The 15,713-nt window shown below is 69.6% G+C and carries 15 protein-coding genes and 1 pseudogene; 10 read left to right on the top strand and 6 right to left on the bottom strand.

Going from position 1 to position 15,713, the window contains the following annotated elements:
• Positions 1 to 39: 39 nt before the first annotated feature.
• From MOQ72_RS06100 to MOQ72_RS06120, 5 genes are all read left to right on the top strand, one after another.
• Entirely contained in the window at positions 40 to 141 is a 102-nt protein-coding gene (locus MOQ72_RS06100) for a 30S ribosomal protein bS22 (protein WP_010241351.1), read from the top strand.
• A gap of 173 nt (positions 142 to 314) precedes the next feature.
• Entirely contained in the window at positions 315 to 1,349 is a 1,035-nt protein-coding gene (locus MOQ72_RS06105) for an NAD-dependent epimerase/dehydratase family protein (protein WP_242181093.1), read from the top strand.
• Between the two features lie 152 nt (positions 1,350 to 1,501).
• Positions 1,502 to 2,425, top strand: coding sequence for a lysophospholipid acyltransferase family protein (locus tag MOQ72_RS06110; RefSeq protein ID WP_242181094.1), 924 nt, complete (start codon positions 1,502 to 1,504; stop codon positions 2,423 to 2,425).
• Between the two features lie 27 nt (positions 2,426 to 2,452).
• Positions 2,453 to 3,385: a ClpB D2-like domain containing protein gene (locus MOQ72_RS06115; RefSeq protein ID WP_242181095.1), complete on the top strand. Its 933-nt coding sequence runs from the start codon at positions 2,453 to 2,455 to the stop codon at positions 3,383 to 3,385.
• A 241-nt stretch (positions 3,386 to 3,626) separates the two neighbouring features.
• A complete protein-coding gene (locus MOQ72_RS06120) occupies positions 3,627 to 4,034 on the top strand; it encodes a VOC family protein (protein WP_242181096.1) in 408 nt (135 codons plus the stop codon).
• Positions 4,035 to 4,094: 60 nt separating this feature from the next.
• Here MOQ72_RS06120 and MOQ72_RS06125 read toward each other — a convergent pair whose 3' ends face one another.
• Positions 4,095 to 4,958 (bottom strand): HAD family hydrolase, encoded by an 864-nt coding sequence (locus MOQ72_RS06125; RefSeq protein ID WP_242181318.1) that lies wholly within the window; start codon positions 4,956 to 4,958, stop codon positions 4,095 to 4,097.
• 214 nt (positions 4,959 to 5,172) lie between these two features.
• Entirely contained in the window at positions 5,173 to 5,805 is a 633-nt protein-coding gene (locus MOQ72_RS06130) for a sigma-70 family RNA polymerase sigma factor (protein ID WP_242181097.1), read from the bottom strand.
• 395 nt (positions 5,806 to 6,200) lie between these two features.
• On the opposite strand from MOQ72_RS06130, the gene MOQ72_RS06135 reads away from it, so the two are divergent.
• The 5 genes from MOQ72_RS06135 (at position 6,201) to MOQ72_RS06155 (ending at position 11,540) form a co-directional block, all read left to right on the top strand.
• Entirely contained in the window at positions 6,201 to 6,437 is a 237-nt protein-coding gene (locus MOQ72_RS06135) for a glutaredoxin family protein (RefSeq protein ID WP_242181319.1), read from the top strand.
• Between the two features lie 393 nt (positions 6,438 to 6,830).
• Complete coding sequence (locus MOQ72_RS06140) at positions 6,831 to 7,676, top strand: redox-sensing transcriptional repressor Rex (protein WP_372495300.1); 846 nt, start codon at positions 6,831 to 6,833, stop codon at positions 7,674 to 7,676.
• Positions 7,673 to 9,058 (top strand): glutamyl-tRNA reductase, encoded by a 1,386-nt coding sequence (locus MOQ72_RS06145; RefSeq protein ID WP_242181098.1) that lies wholly within the window; start codon positions 7,673 to 7,675, stop codon positions 9,056 to 9,058. Before MOQ72_RS06140 ends, MOQ72_RS06145 begins: the two co-directional genes overlap by 4 nt.
• Positions 9,055 to 9,993 (top strand): hydroxymethylbilane synthase, encoded by a 939-nt coding sequence (hemC, locus tag MOQ72_RS06150; protein ID WP_242181099.1) that lies wholly within the window; start codon positions 9,055 to 9,057, stop codon positions 9,991 to 9,993. The genes MOQ72_RS06145 and hemC overlap by 4 nt, the downstream gene beginning before the upstream one ends.
• A gap of 14 nt (positions 9,994 to 10,007) precedes the next feature.
• Complete coding sequence (locus MOQ72_RS06155) at positions 10,008 to 11,540, top strand: bifunctional uroporphyrinogen-III C-methyltransferase/uroporphyrinogen-III synthase (protein WP_242181100.1); 1,533 nt, start codon at positions 10,008 to 10,010, stop codon at positions 11,538 to 11,540.
• A gap of 254 nt (positions 11,541 to 11,794) precedes the next feature.
• Here the strand turns inward: MOQ72_RS06155 and MOQ72_RS06160 are convergent.
• The 4 genes and pseudogenes from MOQ72_RS06160 to MOQ72_RS06175 all read right to left on the bottom strand — a co-directional run bounded on the left by MOQ72_RS06160 (position 11,795) and on the right by MOQ72_RS06175 (position 15,695).
• Positions 11,795 to 12,477: pseudogene (locus MOQ72_RS06160) on the bottom strand (DUF2891 family protein).
• The gene (locus tag MOQ72_RS06165) at positions 12,423 to 13,901 is read right to left on the bottom strand and encodes a glycoside hydrolase family 3 protein (RefSeq protein WP_242181102.1); all 1,479 of its coding nucleotides are present in this window, start codon (positions 13,899 to 13,901) and stop codon (positions 12,423 to 12,425) included. Before MOQ72_RS06165 ends, MOQ72_RS06160 begins: the two are co-directional and overlap by 55 nt.
• A gap of 16 nt (positions 13,902 to 13,917) precedes the next feature.
• Positions 13,918 to 14,751: a carbohydrate ABC transporter permease gene (locus tag MOQ72_RS06170; protein WP_242181103.1), complete on the bottom strand. Its 834-nt coding sequence runs from the start codon at positions 14,749 to 14,751 to the stop codon at positions 13,918 to 13,920.
• Complete coding sequence (locus MOQ72_RS06175) at positions 14,748 to 15,695, bottom strand: carbohydrate ABC transporter permease (protein WP_242181104.1); 948 nt, start codon at positions 15,693 to 15,695, stop codon at positions 14,748 to 14,750. Before MOQ72_RS06175 ends, MOQ72_RS06170 begins: the two co-directional genes overlap by 4 nt.
• Positions 15,696 to 15,713 lie beyond the last annotated feature (18 nt).

The raw sequence follows: 15,713 nt of genomic DNA on the forward strand, positions 1-15,713 counted from the left end.
GAAGACGTTCGAACCGCCGTCCAGAGTGAAGGAGTCCGCATGGGCTCGGTCATCAAGAAGCGCCGCAAGCGCATGTCCAAGAAGAAGCATCGCAAGCTGCTCCGCAAGACCCGCGTTCAGCGCCGCAAGTTGGGCAAGTGACCCACTGCCGCCGCCGACCGAGCTGGGTCGGCGGCGGTTGTTTTTGCGTGCCCAGGAGTTCACGTCGGACGTGCAACCGACCCGGTCTGGTAACCCCGTCGTACGCAGGTGATCGGGCCGTTCGGCGGTAGCATCGCAGTCGGCGACCGTGCCGGAGCAGCGCAGGGGGACACATGGGGCCGAATGTCGTGCTGGTGACGGGGGTCAGCCGCTTCCTGGGCGGTCACCTCGCCGCGCGGCTGGCGGCCAACCCGGCGGTGGAGCGCGTCCTCGGGGTGGACACCGTGCAACCCGGCCGCGATCTGCTGCGCCGGATGGGCCGCACCGAGTTCGTCCGCGCCGACATCCGCAACCCGCTGATCACCAAGGTGATCGCGAACGCCAAGGTCGACACCGTGGTGCACGCGGCGGTCAACTCCCATTCCGGGCCCGATGGTCGGGTCACCATGAAGGAGATGAACGTCATCGGCACCATGCAGCTGCTGGCCGCCTGCCAGCAGTCGCCGCTGGTGCGCAAGGTGGTGGTCCGCTCGACCTGCGCGGTCTACGGGTCGAGCTCGCGGGATCCAGCGGTGTTCACCGAGGACATGGAACCGAGGGATCTGCCGTCGTCGGGTTACGCCAAGGACGCGGTGGAGATCGAGGGTTACGTGCGCGGCTTCGGTCGGCGGCGGCCCGAGGTGGACATCACCACGCTGCGGTTCAGCAACCTGATCGGCCCGCGCATCGACGCCATGCTCACCCGCTACTTCGCGCTGCCCGTGGTGCCGACCGTGTTCGGCTTCGACGCGCGGCTGCAACTGCTGCACTCCGAGGACGCGCTGGCGGTGCTGGAGCGGGCGACGCTGGCGGACAAGCCGGGCGTGTTCAACGTCGCCGGTGACGGGGTGCTGATGCTTTCGCAGGCCATCCGGCGGGCCGGTCGGATCCCGATGCCGCTGCCCAGCATGGCGGTGTCGCCGCTGACCCAGTTCTTCCGCAGCGCGCGGCTGGTGGACTTCTCGCCGGAGCAGCTGCGGTACCTCAACTTCGGCCGGGTGCTGGACACCACCAAGCTCCGCGAGGAGTTCGGCTTCACCCCGCGCTGGACAACCCTGCAGGCGTTCGACGACTTCGTCCGCGGCCGGGGGCTGAAACCGGTGGTCGATCCGGAGAACGTCATGGCAGTGGAACGCAGCGCCGGGGAACTCTTGGCGAAGCTGCGGTGATGGAGGCGTCATGAGCGACAATTGCGCGTTCTGCGCTCGTGTAAGCCGACCGGGTGTGGGTGTCCCACGGGATGCTGGGGCGTCATGAGCGACAATTGCGTGTTCCGCGCTCGTGTAAGCCGACCGGGTGCGCCGCGAGATACGGAGGCGTGATGGCGGATGCGCAGGTGATCCCGCTGCGCCCGGCGGACCGGGAGCGCACCGGCGTTCCCGAACCGCCGGTTCCGGGCGAGCCGGGTTGGGAAGACGCCGTCATCGACGTGCTGGCGTTCGCCCGCCGACGCCTGCTCGGCGACTACCGGGTCGACGAGTTCGGCTTCGACGAGGAGCTGACCGACGAGGTCTTCCTCCGCATGCTGCGGCCGTTCTACGAGAAGTGGTTCCGGGTCGAGGTGATCGGCGGGCACCACCTGCCCGGCGAGCGAGGTGCGCTCGTGGTCGCCAACCACTCCGGCACGCTGCCCTGGGATGCGCTGATGACCACGGTGGCGGTGCACGATCACCACCCCGCGCACCGGCACCTGCGGATGCTCGGCGCCGACCTGGTGTTCGAGCTGCCGGTGCTCGGCGCGCTGGCGCGCAAGGCCGGGCACACGCTGGCCTGCAATCCGGACGCGGAGCGGCTGTTGACCAACGACGAACTGGTCGGGGTCTGGCCGGAGGGATTCAAGGGCATCGGCAAGCCGTTCAAGGACCGGTACAAGCTGCAGCGCTTCGGGCGCGGCGGGTTCGTCTCGGCGGCGTTGCGCACCGGGGCGCCGATCGTGCCTTGCGCCATCGTGGGCGCCGAGGAGATCTACCCGAAGTTGGCGGACATCAAGCCGCTGGCGCGGCTGCTCGGCATCCCGTACTTCCCGGTCACGCCGTTGTTCCCGCACTTCGGGCCGTTGGGTGCGGTGCCGTTGCCGTCGAAGTGGTACATCGAGTTCGGGGAGCCGATCGAGACCTCGTCGTACCCGGAGGGTGCGGCGGACGACCCGATGCTGGTGTTCGGCCTCAGCGACCAGGTCCGCGAGATCATCCAGCAGACCCTCTACCGCCTGCTCTCCCAACGCACCAACGTCTTCCTCGGCTGATCCCGCACCGGTCGGAGCCCGCGGGCGGTGGATTGCAAGGCGGGGTTCTGGTGGGTGCCGCGTTGCGGACGGGTCGGTCCGTTGGTCTATTTGTGCTGCATCGGACCGGAGCACATCCTCGCCGCGCTGCTCGACGATCCGGACGCGGCCGCGGTGCAGCTGCTGGATTCGCAGGAGATCAACACCGACCGGCTCCGCGAGCGCGTCGAACGCTCCGCCGCAGCCGAGGGCACGCCGGTCACCGCGCCGAGCAGCGACACCCCGACCCTGGACGAGTACGGCCGCGACCTCACCACCGAAGCCCGCGCGGGCATGCTCGACCTGGTGGTCGGCCGGGCCGAGGAGACCAGCAACATCGGCGCGCACCGGATCCTCGCGCACGAGGGCCCGGTGGAGGAGATCCGCGACGCGCTGCTGGACGACCTGCACGCCGGGTTCGCGCCGGAGTTCCTCAACCGCATCGACGAGATCATCATCTTCCACCGGCTCGCCCAGGACGACCTCGCGCACATCGTCGACCTGCTGCTGGACCGCAGCAAGCGGTTGCTGCGCGCCCAGGAGGTCGACCTGGAGATCACCGACCGGGCCAAGCAGTGGTTGACCAAGCGCGGCTACCAGCCGCGGTTCGGCGCCCGGCCGCTGCGCCGCACCATCCAGTCCGAACTGGACAACCGGATTTGCCGGCTGCTGCTCGGCGGCGAGGTCCCAGCCCGGCGACACCATCGTCGCCTCGGTCGAGGACGACGAACTGATCCGCGCCCTGGCCCGCCCGGCCAGCGTGCCGGAGCAGGCCGGTGGCGAGGATCGGGAGACGGCGCGGCGCTGACCCCGGCCACCCGGTCCGCTGATCCGCGGGCTTCGGAAATGCGCGAACTCCACCGGCATGGCAAGGATGGATCACGAGCTATGCGCAGGATGATCCGCCCCGAGCGGTGGCGCGGCAGTCGATCCTCGGGGTGATCATCCCGCCGAATTCCTCGATGCCCCCGATGTCCGGGCGCGCAGGCGGGAGGGGCGCGCCCGGCCTTCGGACGGGCCGGTGCGATGGACGGGGATGCCACCGCACCGGCCCAACTCTCGTCACGGCCGTTCTGTCGGGGATGGTTGCCAAGATGTCGTGCCGGGCAGCGTTCGCCGCATCCGGTTAGCCTGCCCGGACCGACCACGTTACGACGATTTCCTTACTGCTGAGGAGAATCCGGTGACCTCACGGCTCAACCCGTACATCAGCTTCGACGGAAATGCCCGGCAAGCCATGGAGTTCTACAAGAGCGTCTTCGGCGGCAACCTGGTGCTGAACACCTTCGGGGACTTCGGCGCGAAGGACGCACCGGAGGCCGACAAGATCATGCACGCCATGCTCGAAACCGACCGCGGCTTCACGCTCATGGGCGCCGACACCCCGCCCGGGATGGAACACAAACCGGGCAACAACATCTCGGTGAGCCTCAGCGGGGACGACGCTGACGACCTGCGCCGCTACTGGGAGAAGCTCGCCGAAGGAGGCACGGTGTCGGTTCCGCTGGAAAAGCAGATGTGGGGCGACGTCTTCGGGATGTGCGCGGACAAGTTCGGCATCACCTGGATGGTCGACATCGGCGGCGAGTGATCGGCCAGGGGTCGTGCGTGCGCAACCGGGCTGGAGCCCGGCTGCGCACTCACGACTGGGTCACGACCGGTCGCGGCGGCGGTAGGCGAGGCCCGCTGCCACAGCTCCGGCGATGGCGCTGGCTCCGAGCATCGAGTTCAGACCGATCCGGGCCGCCTTGCGCCCCGTCCGGAAGTCGCGGACTTCCCAGCCCCTGGCTCGGGCGATGTCGCGCAGGCGCTGGTCCGGGTTCACCGCGACCGCGGTGCCGACCGCCGAGAGCATCGGGATGTCGTTGGCCGAGTCGGAATACGCGGTGCAGCGGCGCAGGTCCAGGCCCTCGCTGGTGGCCAGCGCGCGCACCGCGTGCGCCTTCGCCCGGCCGTGCAGCATTTCGCCGACCAGCCGCCCGGTGTAGACGCCGCCCGCGCTCTCCGCGACCGTGCCAAGCGCGCCGGTGAGCCCGAGCCGCCGCGCGATGATCTGCGCCAGCTCCACCGGAGTTGCCGTTACCAGCCACACCCGCTGGCCCGCGTCCAGGTGCATCTGGGCCAGCGCTCGGGTGCCCGCCCAGATCCGGTCCGCCATCAGCTCGTCGTAGATCTCCTCGCTGAGCTCGACCAGTTCGGCAACCTTGCGCCCGGCCACGAACGACAGCGCCTGCTCCCGGCTGGCCTGCATGTCCTGCGGGTTCTCCCGGCCGCCGACCCGGAACTTCAGCTGCTGCCAGGCGAACCCGGCCAAATCGGTCGCGGTGAGGAACTTCCGGGCGGCCAGGCCGCGGGCGAAGTGGAACAGCGAGGCGCCCATCATCATCGTGTTGTCGACGTCGAAGAACGCTGCGGCGGTGAGGTCCGGCGGAGTGGCCAGCGAGCCGTCCAGGCCGGGCGCGGCGGCAACGGCGGCTTCGGCGGACGCGCGACCGGCGACCTTCGCGCTGTCGATCTGGTTTGCTCCGGGCGCGCGCGAGCCGTGCTGATCCGCGCCATCGGCTGAGCCTTGACGTGTCGGCACCGCCGCGCCTCCCCCGGGGGTCCTCCGGTGTGATCGTGCGAAGTCTTCTCGGCTCGCCGATCCGGGCCGAACCGGCTGAAGCAGGGTTCTAGCTTAAGACCTGACTTCAAGCACGCTTGCGCACCACCGCCGGGGCGGTCAGCGGTCAGCGGAGATCATCCGGCAGCAGCTGGGCCAATCGTCGGATCGCCCGGTGCTGCAGGGCCTTCACCGCGCCTTCGTTGCGCTGCATCGCGACAGCGGTCTCGGTAACCGACAGCCCTTGCAGGAACCGCAGCCGGATGCATTCCCGCTGGTCGGCGTTGAGCTGTCGAACGCAGCGCAGCAGCTCGCGATGGGTGGCTTCGGTGAGCACGAGCTGTTCCGGACCGAGGTGCGCCCGGTGCACCGGCACGTTGTCGGTGAGGTCCGAGGTGGGGATCTCCAACCGGTTCCGGCTGGACTTGATGTGGTCCAGGATGAGGTTCTTGGCGATGGTGATGAACCACGCCGCCACATCGCGGCCCTGGTAGCTGATCGAGGCTATCCGGCGCAGCGCCCGCAGGAAGGTCTCACTGGTGATGTCCTCGGCCAGGCAGTGGTCGCTGACCCGGAACAGCACGTAGCGGTAGACGATCTGGGCGTATTCGTCGTAGAGGTGTCCGAAGGCGTCGTTGTCGCCCTGCTGCGCGGCGCTGACGTAGGCCCAGCTCCCGGTTCCTGGCGGGGGAACCGGGGCGTCGACGCTGCGGAACGGGGCGGTCGGGGCGGGGGGTGCGAGCGTCTTCGGGCTGCTCATCTCTTGCGACCTCCTGCCGTCGTTGGCGGACCGGCCTGGTGCTGGTGGGACGCACCGGTGCCGGTGTCATGTCGCGGTGTCCTGCGGGACACCCGCCTCCGACAGCCGCGTAGAGCGCGGGGGTGTCGCTCATTCGGGCCTCCAGACTCGGCCTGGGTGACGCCGGGGGCGTGTGCGTTGGAGCAGCATACGTGTTGTTACTCAGAAGTAGGTAGTACTTCTCGGTGATGGTTTGGTTGCGCAGAGTGTTCGCTTGGGGCTGGCGTGTAATTCTGATAGGTGATTTTGGACACGTGACCAGTGCGATCGGTGATGTGCTCGCCGTCCCTGCGGTCGTGGTCCGCTGGGTAGGTTGGAAGTCGCGAACCGGCCCGAATTTCTCCTGGAGCGAAGGCATGCACGAGGTGACGGTGATGACCCGCGAGGGTTGCCACGCATGTGCGGACGCGATCTCGGACGTGCGGCGGATCTGCGCCGAGCTCGGTGTGCGCTGGGCGGCGGAGGACGTGGACACCGACCCGGAGCTGCGCGCCGAATACGGCGACCGGGTCCCGGTGATCTTGATCGATGGTGCCGAGCACGGGTACTGGAAGGTCGAGGAGGACCGGTTGCGCCGGGCCCTGGCGCGCTGAAGAGGTGATCTTGCCGTCGCGACGTCGCTCACGTGCCCTGGACCACGCGTTTTGGCACGTCGGGGGGCTATCGGCAATGATGGAGGGCGGGTTTGCACCTCCGGTGGCAGTTCGGCCCAGCGACTTTGTGCATGCGTTCACAAATTGGCTAACGTGTACGGGTCGGGTCGCCGGATTCTCGGTGTGGATCAGCGGATCAGGTGTGTCGGGCCGCCGGTTTTGCCAGCGGTGCTCGCGGGCAACGCCGAGGCCGCCGAGAGAGCAGACCGGTCGGCGTCGGCTCCCCGGTCCGCGCAGCGATGTCGGGAAGTGGACGGTGGCGGTTGCGTGCGGGAGCGCGGCGGCCAGGCAGAAGTTAGGCCAGTGCAGCAGGCAGGGCGAGGGAGATCCAGCGTGACGGCCCACGGAGCGGACGTGCAGGACGGTGATGGGCAGGCCGAGGCCGAATCCCGGACCGAGCCCAAGCAGTCGCCAGCGGTCGAGGTGCCCGCGGCGCGGGAACGTGCCAGGGCGATCCCGGAGGCGGCCGTCGCCCGGCTAGCTGTCTACCTGCGCGCCCTGTCCGGGCTGGCCGACCAGAACGTTGGCACGGTGTCCAGCGACGAACTCGCCGTCGCCGCCGGGGTCAACTCCGCGAAGCTGCGCAAGGACCTGTCCTACATCGGCTCCTACGGCACCCGTGGTGTCGGTTACGAGGTGGCGGTGCTCATCGGGCAGATCGAGCGCACCCTCGGGCTGACCCGCAAGCACAGCGTCGCGGTGGTCGGGATCGGTAACCTCGGTCACGCGCTGGCCAACTACGGCGGCTTCCCCAGCCGGGGCTTCCCGGTGTCGGCGCTGTTCGACCTGGACCCCGACCTGATCGGTGTGCCGGTCGGCGGTATCCCGGTCAACCACATCGATGACATCGTCGAGGTCTGCGCCGACCGCGAAGTGACCATCGGCGTCATCGCCACACCGGTGCAGGGCGCCCAGGAGGTCTGTGATCGTTTGGTCGCTGGGGGCGTTACGTGCATCCTGAACTTCGCGCCCGTCGTGCTGCAGGTTCCCGAGGACGTCGAGGTGCGCAAGGTCGACTTGGCGGTGGAGATGCAGATCCTGTCGTTTCACGTGGCCCGGCGTCAGCAGGAAGCGGCCGGGCGGTCCGAAGTGGACGGCGCGGACATCGGCCCGCCGGGCCCCGGCGGCCAGGTGCCAGGTGAAATCGGATCGGCGGACAGGATGGTGGAACGGCTGTGAACCTGCTCACCGTCGGGATTTCCCACCACAGCGCCCCGGTCCGGGCGCTGGAGCGCGTCGCGATCAGCGCGGACGAAGTCACCAAGATCCTCGACGAACTTCTCCGGCGCGAGCACGTGTGCGAGGCGCTGGTCCTCTCGACCTGCAACCGGGTCGAGGTTTACGTGGTCGCGGAGACCTTCCACGGCGGCCTGGACGACGTGACCTCGGTGCTGGCCCGGCACGCGGGCGCGGAAGTCGCCGAACTCGCTGATCACCTGTACGTCTTCTACGCGGGCGCCGCGGTGGAGCACCTGTTCTCGGTGTCCGCGGGCTTGGACTCGATGGTCGTCGGCGAGGCGCAGATACTCGGCCAGCTGCGGCAGGCGTACGGCACCGCCGACGAGGCGGGCACGGTCGGCAAGACGCTGCACGAGCTCGCGCAGCAGGCCCTGCGGGTCGGCAAGCGGGTGCACACCGAGACCGGCATCGACGGTGAAGGCGCGTCGGTGGTGTCCGAGGCGCTCGCCGACGCCGAGATCGCGCTCAACGGCCTGGCCGGGCGCAGCGCACTGGTCATCGGCGCGGGCTCGATGGGCGGTTTGGCCGCCGCGCAGCTCAAGCGCGCCGGCATCGGCGAGGTCGTGATCGCCAACCGCACCGCGGCCAACGGTGCTCGGCTGGCGGAGTCGCTGCGCGCTGATGGTGTCGTGGCCCGCGCGGCGGACCTGGCCGATCTGTGCAGCGCGATCGCCGCCGCCGATCTGGTGGTGACCTGCACCGGCGCGGTCGGTGCCGTGGTGACCGAAGACGTGGTGGCCGCCGCGCTGACCGTTCGCGACGACCGGCCGCTGCTGTGCTGCGATCTGGGCCTGCCTCGCGACATCGCGGCCGAGGTCGCCGATCTGCCCGGCGTGACCGTCGTCGACCTGGAGAGCCTGCAGCAGCGGCTGTGGGACAAGCAGGGCGGCACCGAGTCCGAGCGGGCCGCGCAGGTCGTCGCCGAAGAAGTGCGCAACTACCTCGCCGCGCAGCGCTCGGCCGAGGTGACCCCGACCGTGACCGCGTTGCGCAAGCGGGCCGCCGAGGTGGTGGACAGCGAGCTGCTGCGGCTGGACTCGCGGCTGCCCGAGCTGGACGGCGATGTGCGCGACGAACTCACGCGCACGGTCCGGCGCGTGGTGGACAAGCTCCTGCACACGCCGACGGTCCGGGTCAAGCAACTGGCGTCGACACCCGGTGGGGTCGGGTACGCCGACGCGCTACGAGAGCTTTTCGAACTCGATCCGCAGGCCACCGCGGTGCTCGGGATCCCGCAGGCCGACGACGGCCTGCCCGGTGGAGCCACCGTCGCCCAGGCTCGGCTGCGCGATCGAGCTGGACAGGACGGTGAGGACCGTTGAACAAGACCCTCCGCATCGGTACCCGCGGCAGCGCCCTGGCAATGGCGCAGAGTTCGCAGGTGGCCGAGGAGCTGGAGAAGGCTGGTTACCCGACCCAGCTGGTCACCGTGACCACACCGGGCGATCGTTCGATGGCCCCGATCGCCGAGCTCGGCGTCGGCGTCTTCACTTCCGCGCTGCGCGAAGCGCTCGCCTCCGGCGAGGTGGATGTCGCGGTGCACTCCTACAAAGACCTGCCGACCGCACCAGACCCCCGGCTGTCACTGGCTGCCGTCCCGCTGCGGGAAGACCCGCGGGACGCCCTGGTGGCGCGGGACGGTCTGACGCTCGGCGAATTGCCTCCGGGGTCCGTTGTGGGCACCGGTTCGCCGCGCCGCGCCAGCCAGCTGCGGGCCCTTGGCCTGGGGCTGGAGGTGCGCGGCATCCGCGGCAATGTGGACACTCGCATGCGCAAGGTGACCGACGGTGAGCTGGACGCCGTCGTGCTCGCCAGAGCCGGGCTGGCCCGTGTGGGTCGGCTTGCGGTGATCACGGAAACGCTCGATCCACTGCTGATGCTGCCCGCGCCCGCTCAGGGCGCGTTGGCGGTGGAATGCCGCGTCGACGACGTGGACACCGAGCACCTGCTGCAGTCCGTTTTGGACGATCAGGCCAGCCGCGCCGCGGTGGCCGCCGAGCGCGCCATGTTGGCCGCGCTCGAAGCGGGCTGTAGTGCGCCGGTCGGCGCGCTGGCCGAAGTGGTGGATGACCTCGACGAGGACGGGCGCGTGGCGCTGCGGCTGTCCGTGCGCGGGGTGGTGGCGACCGACGACGATCGTTTGGTGCGCGCCTCCATCACTGGTGAGACGACCGCCGCCGAACAGCTGGGCCGGGAGTTGGCCGCCCAGCTGCTCGAAGCCAGGGCCGCTTTGCTCAGCGGTCCCGGCAGTAGTTGATGGGGAGTGCCCTGATGACCCGAGCACGCAAGACCCCCGGACGGATTGCTTTCGTGGGCTCCGGTCCCGGTGACGCGGGACTGCTCACCGTTCGGGGCCGGGACGTGATCACCCGAGCCGCCCTGCTGGTGACCGACCCGGACGTACCCGCCGACATCATCGGCCTGGCCGCTGACGGCGCCGAGGTGCGCCCCGCCGTGGGCGACCCGGCGGACGTGGCCAAAGACCTGACGAACGAGGCGTCGACCGGCCGCACGGTGGTGCGGCTGGTCGCTGGCGACCCGTTGACCGCCGACGCGGTGGTCCGCGAGGTGCGGGAGGTCGCCAAGACCGGCGCCGCTTTCGACGTGATCCCCGGTGTTTCCAGCGGCAGCGCGGTCCCGGCCTACGCCGGTGTCGCGCTCGGCGCGGTGCACACCGAGGTGGATGTCCGAGGTGATGTGGACTGGGCGTCGCTGGCCGCGGTGCCCGGCGCGTTGGTGCTGCACACCACCGGCAGCCACCTGGCAGAGGCCGCGTCGCGGCTGGTCGAGCACGGCAATCCCGCGCAGACCCCGGTGGCGGTGACCGCCTCCGGCACCACGGTCGCGCAGCGCACCATCGACACGACGCTGGCCTCGCTGGCCGCCGATGCCGGTGAGCTGCAAGGCCACCTGGTGGTGACCATCGGCGACATCGCTTCCGAGCGCGGCAAGCTGTCCTGGTGGGAGTCCCGCGCGCTGTACGGCTGGAAGGTGCTGGTGCCGCGCACCAAGGAACAGGCCGGGGCGATGAGCGACCGGCTGTGGTCGCACGGCGCCGTGTCGCACGAGGTGCCGACGATCTCGGTCGAGCCGCCGCGCAGCCCTGCGCAGATGGAGCGCGCGGTCAAGGGCCTGGTCGACGGCCGCTACCAGTGGGTGGTGTTCACCTCGGCCAACGCGGTGCGCGCGGTGTGGGAGAAGTTCGGCGAGTTCGGGCTGGACGCGCGGGCCTTCTCCGGGGTCAAGATCGCCTGCGTCGGCGACGCCACCGCGGCGAAGGTGCGTTCCTTCGGCATCGTGCCGGAGCTGCTGCCTTCCGGTGACCAGTCCAGCGAGGGCCTGCTGCACGACTTCCCGCCGCACGACGACATCCTCGACCCGGTCGACCGGGTGTTGCTGCCGCGTGCGGACATCGCCACCGAGACGCTGTCGGCCGGGCTGCGCGAGCGCGGCTGGGAGGTCGACGACGTCACGGCTTACCGCACGGTTCGGGCCGCGCCGCCGCCAGCGGAAACCCGCGAGATGATCAAGACCGGTGGGTTCGACGCGGTGTGCTTCACCTCGTCGTCCACGGTCCGCAACCTGGTCGGCATAGCGGGCAAGCCGCACGCCCGGACGCTGGTGGCCTGCATCGGTCCGAACACCGCGGAAACGGCCAAGGAGTTCGGCCTGCGGGTGGACGTGCAGCCGGAGGTCCCGCGAGTGGAGGACCTGGTGGATGCGCTCGCCGCGCACGCGGCCAGGCTGCGCGCCGAAGGCGCGCTACCGCCGCCGCGCAAGGCGAAGCGCGCACGCCGCAGCTGATCGCTTCAGCCGAAACGGCGGCTGGGTGGGGAAACCTCCGCCCAGCCGCCGTTTTGAACCTGTCGTCCAAGCTCGTTCTGCGTTGTGGTGCGGGTAGCGGAACCTCGGAAGCCTTCTCGACTCCGGGATCCCCGACATCATGTATGCCGATACGCCACGTCGGGGCTGTCCTCGCGAGAAGGCTTCTGAGAACCCGCGGCGGTGCCAGCTGCGAGGGTGGCCAAGCGGCTTCGCCGCTTCAAAAACAAGATCACTCAGTTGTTCTGCCGTGCTTCGAGAGCGCGCAGCGCGAACGTGGCCAGCCAGTGGGACACGACGAAATCGCCCCCGTCGGCGAACGGCAGACCCGCCGCCAGGTGTCGCTGGGCTGATTCGCGCAGCGCAGCCGCCCGCTCGTCGGCGCCGAGCTTCCGGGCGAGGCCGAACAGCTGCGCTGCTCGGGAGAGGTTGAGCCCGAGGAGGTGGGCGAAGTGGCCGTCGGTCGGATCGCGCACCGCCACTGGTTCCAGCACCACCCGCCCGTCCGCGCCGAAGAGGTTCCCGGCGAATTCTTCGAACCAGGGCCGGAATTCGTCCGCGCGAGCACCTCGCCCAGCAGCTCGATCTCGCAGAGACCGGGTGAGAGGAAGTCCTGCCCGGACAGCTCCCAGGCGAAGGGATAGGCGCGGTCCGCGGCGAACCAACGCCGCGCCGCGTCGGCGCACACGTCGGCGACGTCCGCGCGTCCCAGGGCGCGGAAGCCGCTGTGCAGCAACGTCAAACCGACGGCACGATGCGGGATCGTGAGTTCACCACAGCTGGTGAGCAGATCCGGTACCTGTCCAGCTTTCGAGTGATGGGTGAGGGGCGCCCGTGACCCAGTTACTTGGTCACGGGTGCCCCTCACCTCGAAAAGCCGCGGGTTCCGAGCAGGCGGTGGGTCGCCGCCTGCGAGCACACTCTTGCTGCTCCGAAGGTTTGGATCCAGCCTCGGAAGCCCGAGAAGTCGTCACCGGGGACGCCCATGTCGACGATCACCGCCTGCGGGTGGCGCTCCCGCAGCCGGTCCAGGATCGGGCGCTGCCAGTCGAACCGGTGGGAACTCCTGGTCAGCACGACCACGTCCGCGTCGGGGCCGCACTCGTCGAGGTACTGGCCGAGTTCCGCCCGGACCATGCCGTCGCCGTTGTAGGTGCTGCCGTTGACCGCCACCACCTCCAGGTCCACACCGGCGTCCCGCAGCGGTTGCTCGACGCCCCAGGACGCCTTGCCAGCGGCCGGTGAGTGCGTCGGGTCCAGCCGGATGACCAGGGCCCGCTTCCCGCGCAGCACCGGATCGCCGTGCACGACAACGACATCTTCCGCGAGTTGCCGCCCCACCGAGTCGTCGTGACTCGCGGTGGACTTCGGCCGGTTGCCGAGCCGGGCGATCCGCTCGTTGGCCTCGGCCAGCCGTTGCTCGCTCAACGTGCCGTCCCGCACCGCGCCCACCAAAGCGCTGACGGCCGCGTCGACGTCTTCGTTGTACGCCCAGGCGCCGAGGCAAAGCGCGTCGGCGCCAGCCGCGATGGCCCGCACCGCGGCCTCGGGAAGGCCCGCGACATCCCGGATTCCGTGCATCTCCAGGGCATCGGTGATGACCACGCCGTCGAATCCCAGTTCGCCGCGCAGGATTCCGGTGAGCACCGCCGCGCTGATGGTGGCGGGCACCTCATCGATCTCGGGCAGCCGGACGTGCGACACCATGATGCTGTCGACGCCGGCGGCGATCGCCGAGCGGAACGGATCCAGGTAGTGGTCTAGGAGTTCGGCCCGCGAGAGCGCAACGGTGGGCGTGCCGAGGTGCGCGTCCGTGCCGCTGAGGCCATGTCCTGGGAAGTGCTTCGCGCAGGCGCTCGCGCCCGCCTCCTGCAGCCCCTCGACCCAGGCCGCCGCGTGCTCGCTGACCAGCGCGCGGTCCGAGCCGAAGCAGCGGATCCCGTTCGGGCTCATCGGGTTGACCGCGGTGTCCACCGCGGGCGCGAGGTCCCAGTCGATCCCGGCCTCGACCAGCGAAAGCCCGATCTGGAGGGCGGCCTGCCTGGTCCGGTCCGGATCGCCCAGCCGACCGAGCGCGTGGTTGCCGGGAACCGAAGTGCCGCCGTGGTCTTCCAGCCGGTTGACGTCGCCGCCTTCCTCGTCGATCGCCAGCAGCACGTGGTCGCCGAGCCCGTGCAGCGCCGCGGTCAGCTCCCGCAACTGCTCGCCGGAGCTGATGTCCTTGCCGAACAGGACGAATCCGCCCAGTCCGGCCTCGATGCGTTCCTTGGCCCAGCGCGTGACGGTGGTCCGGCCCAGCGCCGGGAACAGGACGCCGTGGGCGAGTCGGGACAGGTCGTTCATGCGGTCCTCACTGTTCTCACTCCTTCACCGCGCCGCCGGTCATCCCGCCGACCAGCCTGCGCTGCACGAACAGGAAGAAGACCAGCACCGGAACGGAGAAGATCGACGACGCGGCGATCATTGCGCCGTAGTCGACGCCCTCCTGGGTCTGGAACGAGACGAGCCAGACCGGCAGCGTGTAGTTGCCCTGCGACTTCATCAGCACGTAGGCGAACAGGTAGTCGTCCCACGCCGAGACGAAGGCGAAGATCGACGTGGCCACCACACCCGGCATCAGCAGCGGCAGCAGGATCTGCACGAAGGCGCGCAGGCGGCTGCAACCGTCGACCATCGCTGCCTCCTCCAGTTCGACCGGCACGCCCGCGACGAAGCCGCGCAGCGTCCAGATCGTGAAGGGCAGCACGAAGGTCAGGTAGGTGGCGACCAGGCCGGGCAGGAAGTCCAGCGCGTTGACCGAGCGCAGCATCAGGTAGATCGGGATGATCATGGCCGACTGCGGGATCATCTGCACCAGCACCAGGACCACCAGGAAGAGCCGTCGCCCGCGGAACGAGAAGCGGACGACGGCGATCGAGGCGCCCAGCGCGATCAGCATGGAAAGCGCCACTGTGGACAGTGACACGACCAGGGAGTTGCGCGCGAAGGTCCAGAACTCCGGCTGGTCCAGCGCGCGCCGGAAGTTCTCCACGCTGGGCGGCCACGGGATGAACTGCGGCACGTCGCTGAGGATCTGCCCGGGAGTCTTCAGGGACGTGGCGAACATCCAGTAGACCGGGAAGATCATCACCGCGGCCACCAGCAGCGCGAGGACGTTCTTGGCGTTTCGGCGCGTTCTGGTACGGCTGCTCATGGGGTCTCTCCCTGGGCGGCGACCTTCTTGACGTACACGGCGGCGAAGACGGCGAGCAGGATGACGGTCAGCACGGCGATCGCCGCACCCGCGCCGTAATCGTTCGCGTTGAACGCAGTGAGGTAGGCGTACACGCCCAGGGTCGTGGTCTGCCCGGACGGACCGCCCTGGGTGAGGACCCAGATCGGCGTGAACGAGTTCACCGACCAGATCACCTCCAGGATCGCCAGCACCGCCAGGACCGGCCGCATGATCGGGATGGTGATCCGGCGGAAGGTGGCGAAGGTCCCCGCGCCGTCCAGGCGGGCCGCCTCGTACAGCGACTCCGGGATCTGACCCAGCGCGGCGAACATGGTCAGGGCGATGAACGGAAGCCCCTTCCACACCACCAGCAGGACGATCAGGCCCAGCGCCTCCGTGGGGTTGGCCAGCCAGTTGTGCGCGGAGAGATCACCCAGCACCCGCAACTGGGTGAGCAGCCAGTTCGCCACGCCGTACAGCGGCTGGTACATCCACTGCCACACCAGCGTGGCCGCCACCATGGGCATGGCCCACACCAGGACCAGGCACGCCGTGGTGACCACCCGCACCCACGGCGACACGCCCAGCAGCAGGTGGGCGATCAGGAAGCCCAGCACCATCAGGGCGGTCACGCAGACCACCGTGAAGACGACCGTGCGGCCCAGCACTTCCCAGAACTCGGAGTCGCCGAGCGCACGGGTGAAGTTCTCCAGTCCGGCGAAGTCCGCCTCCCCGGTGAACAACGACCGGGACCCGAAGTCCTGGAAGGACAGGATCGCCAGCCGCACCAGCGGGTAGCCGAGCACGACGAGGATCACCAGCACGGCTGGCGCGATCATCGCCCAGGGCAGACCCGAGGACTGGATGGCGCTCCGGCGCCGGAGCTGCCGCACCGCGGGCGTTCGTTGCCGTTCGAGCATCATCACCGCCACTTCACCGTG

The sequence above is a fragment of the Saccharopolyspora soli genome (genome assembly GCF_022678645.1).
Lineage (GTDB): Bacteria > Actinomycetota > Actinomycetes > Mycobacteriales > Pseudonocardiaceae > Saccharopolyspora > Saccharopolyspora soli.

Excerpts from the sequence above, each read along its gene's own strand:
- MOQ72_RS06135 (WP_242181319.1), top strand. The coding sequence starts at position 6,201 with ATGCACGAGGTGACGGTGATGACCCGCGAGGGTTGCCACGCATGTGCG.
- MOQ72_RS06105 (WP_242181093.1), top strand. The coding sequence starts at position 315 with ATGGGGCCGAATGTCGTGCTGGTGACGGGGGTCAGCCGCTTCCTGGGC.
- MOQ72_RS06130 (WP_242181097.1), bottom strand. The coding sequence starts at position 5,805 with ATGAGCAGCCCGAAGACGCTCGCACCCCCCGCCCCGACCGCCCCGTTC.
- MOQ72_RS06100 (WP_010241351.1), top strand. The coding sequence starts at position 40 with ATGGGCTCGGTCATCAAGAAGCGCCGCAAGCGCATGTCCAAGAAGAAG.
- MOQ72_RS06170 (WP_242181103.1), bottom strand. The coding sequence starts at position 14,751 with ATGAGCAGCCGTACCAGAACGCGCCGAAACGCCAAGAACGTCCTCGCG.
- MOQ72_RS06155 (WP_242181100.1), top strand. The coding sequence starts at position 10,008 with ATGACCCGAGCACGCAAGACCCCCGGACGGATTGCTTTCGTGGGCTCC.
- MOQ72_RS06165 (WP_242181102.1), bottom strand. The coding sequence starts at position 13,901 with ATGAACGACCTGTCCCGACTCGCCCACGGCGTCCTGTTCCCGGCGCTG.
- MOQ72_RS06110 (WP_242181094.1), top strand. The coding sequence starts at position 1,502 with ATGGCGGATGCGCAGGTGATCCCGCTGCGCCCGGCGGACCGGGAGCGC.
- MOQ72_RS06175 (WP_242181104.1), bottom strand. The coding sequence starts at position 15,695 with ATGATGCTCGAACGGCAACGAACGCCCGCGGTGCGGCAGCTCCGGCGC.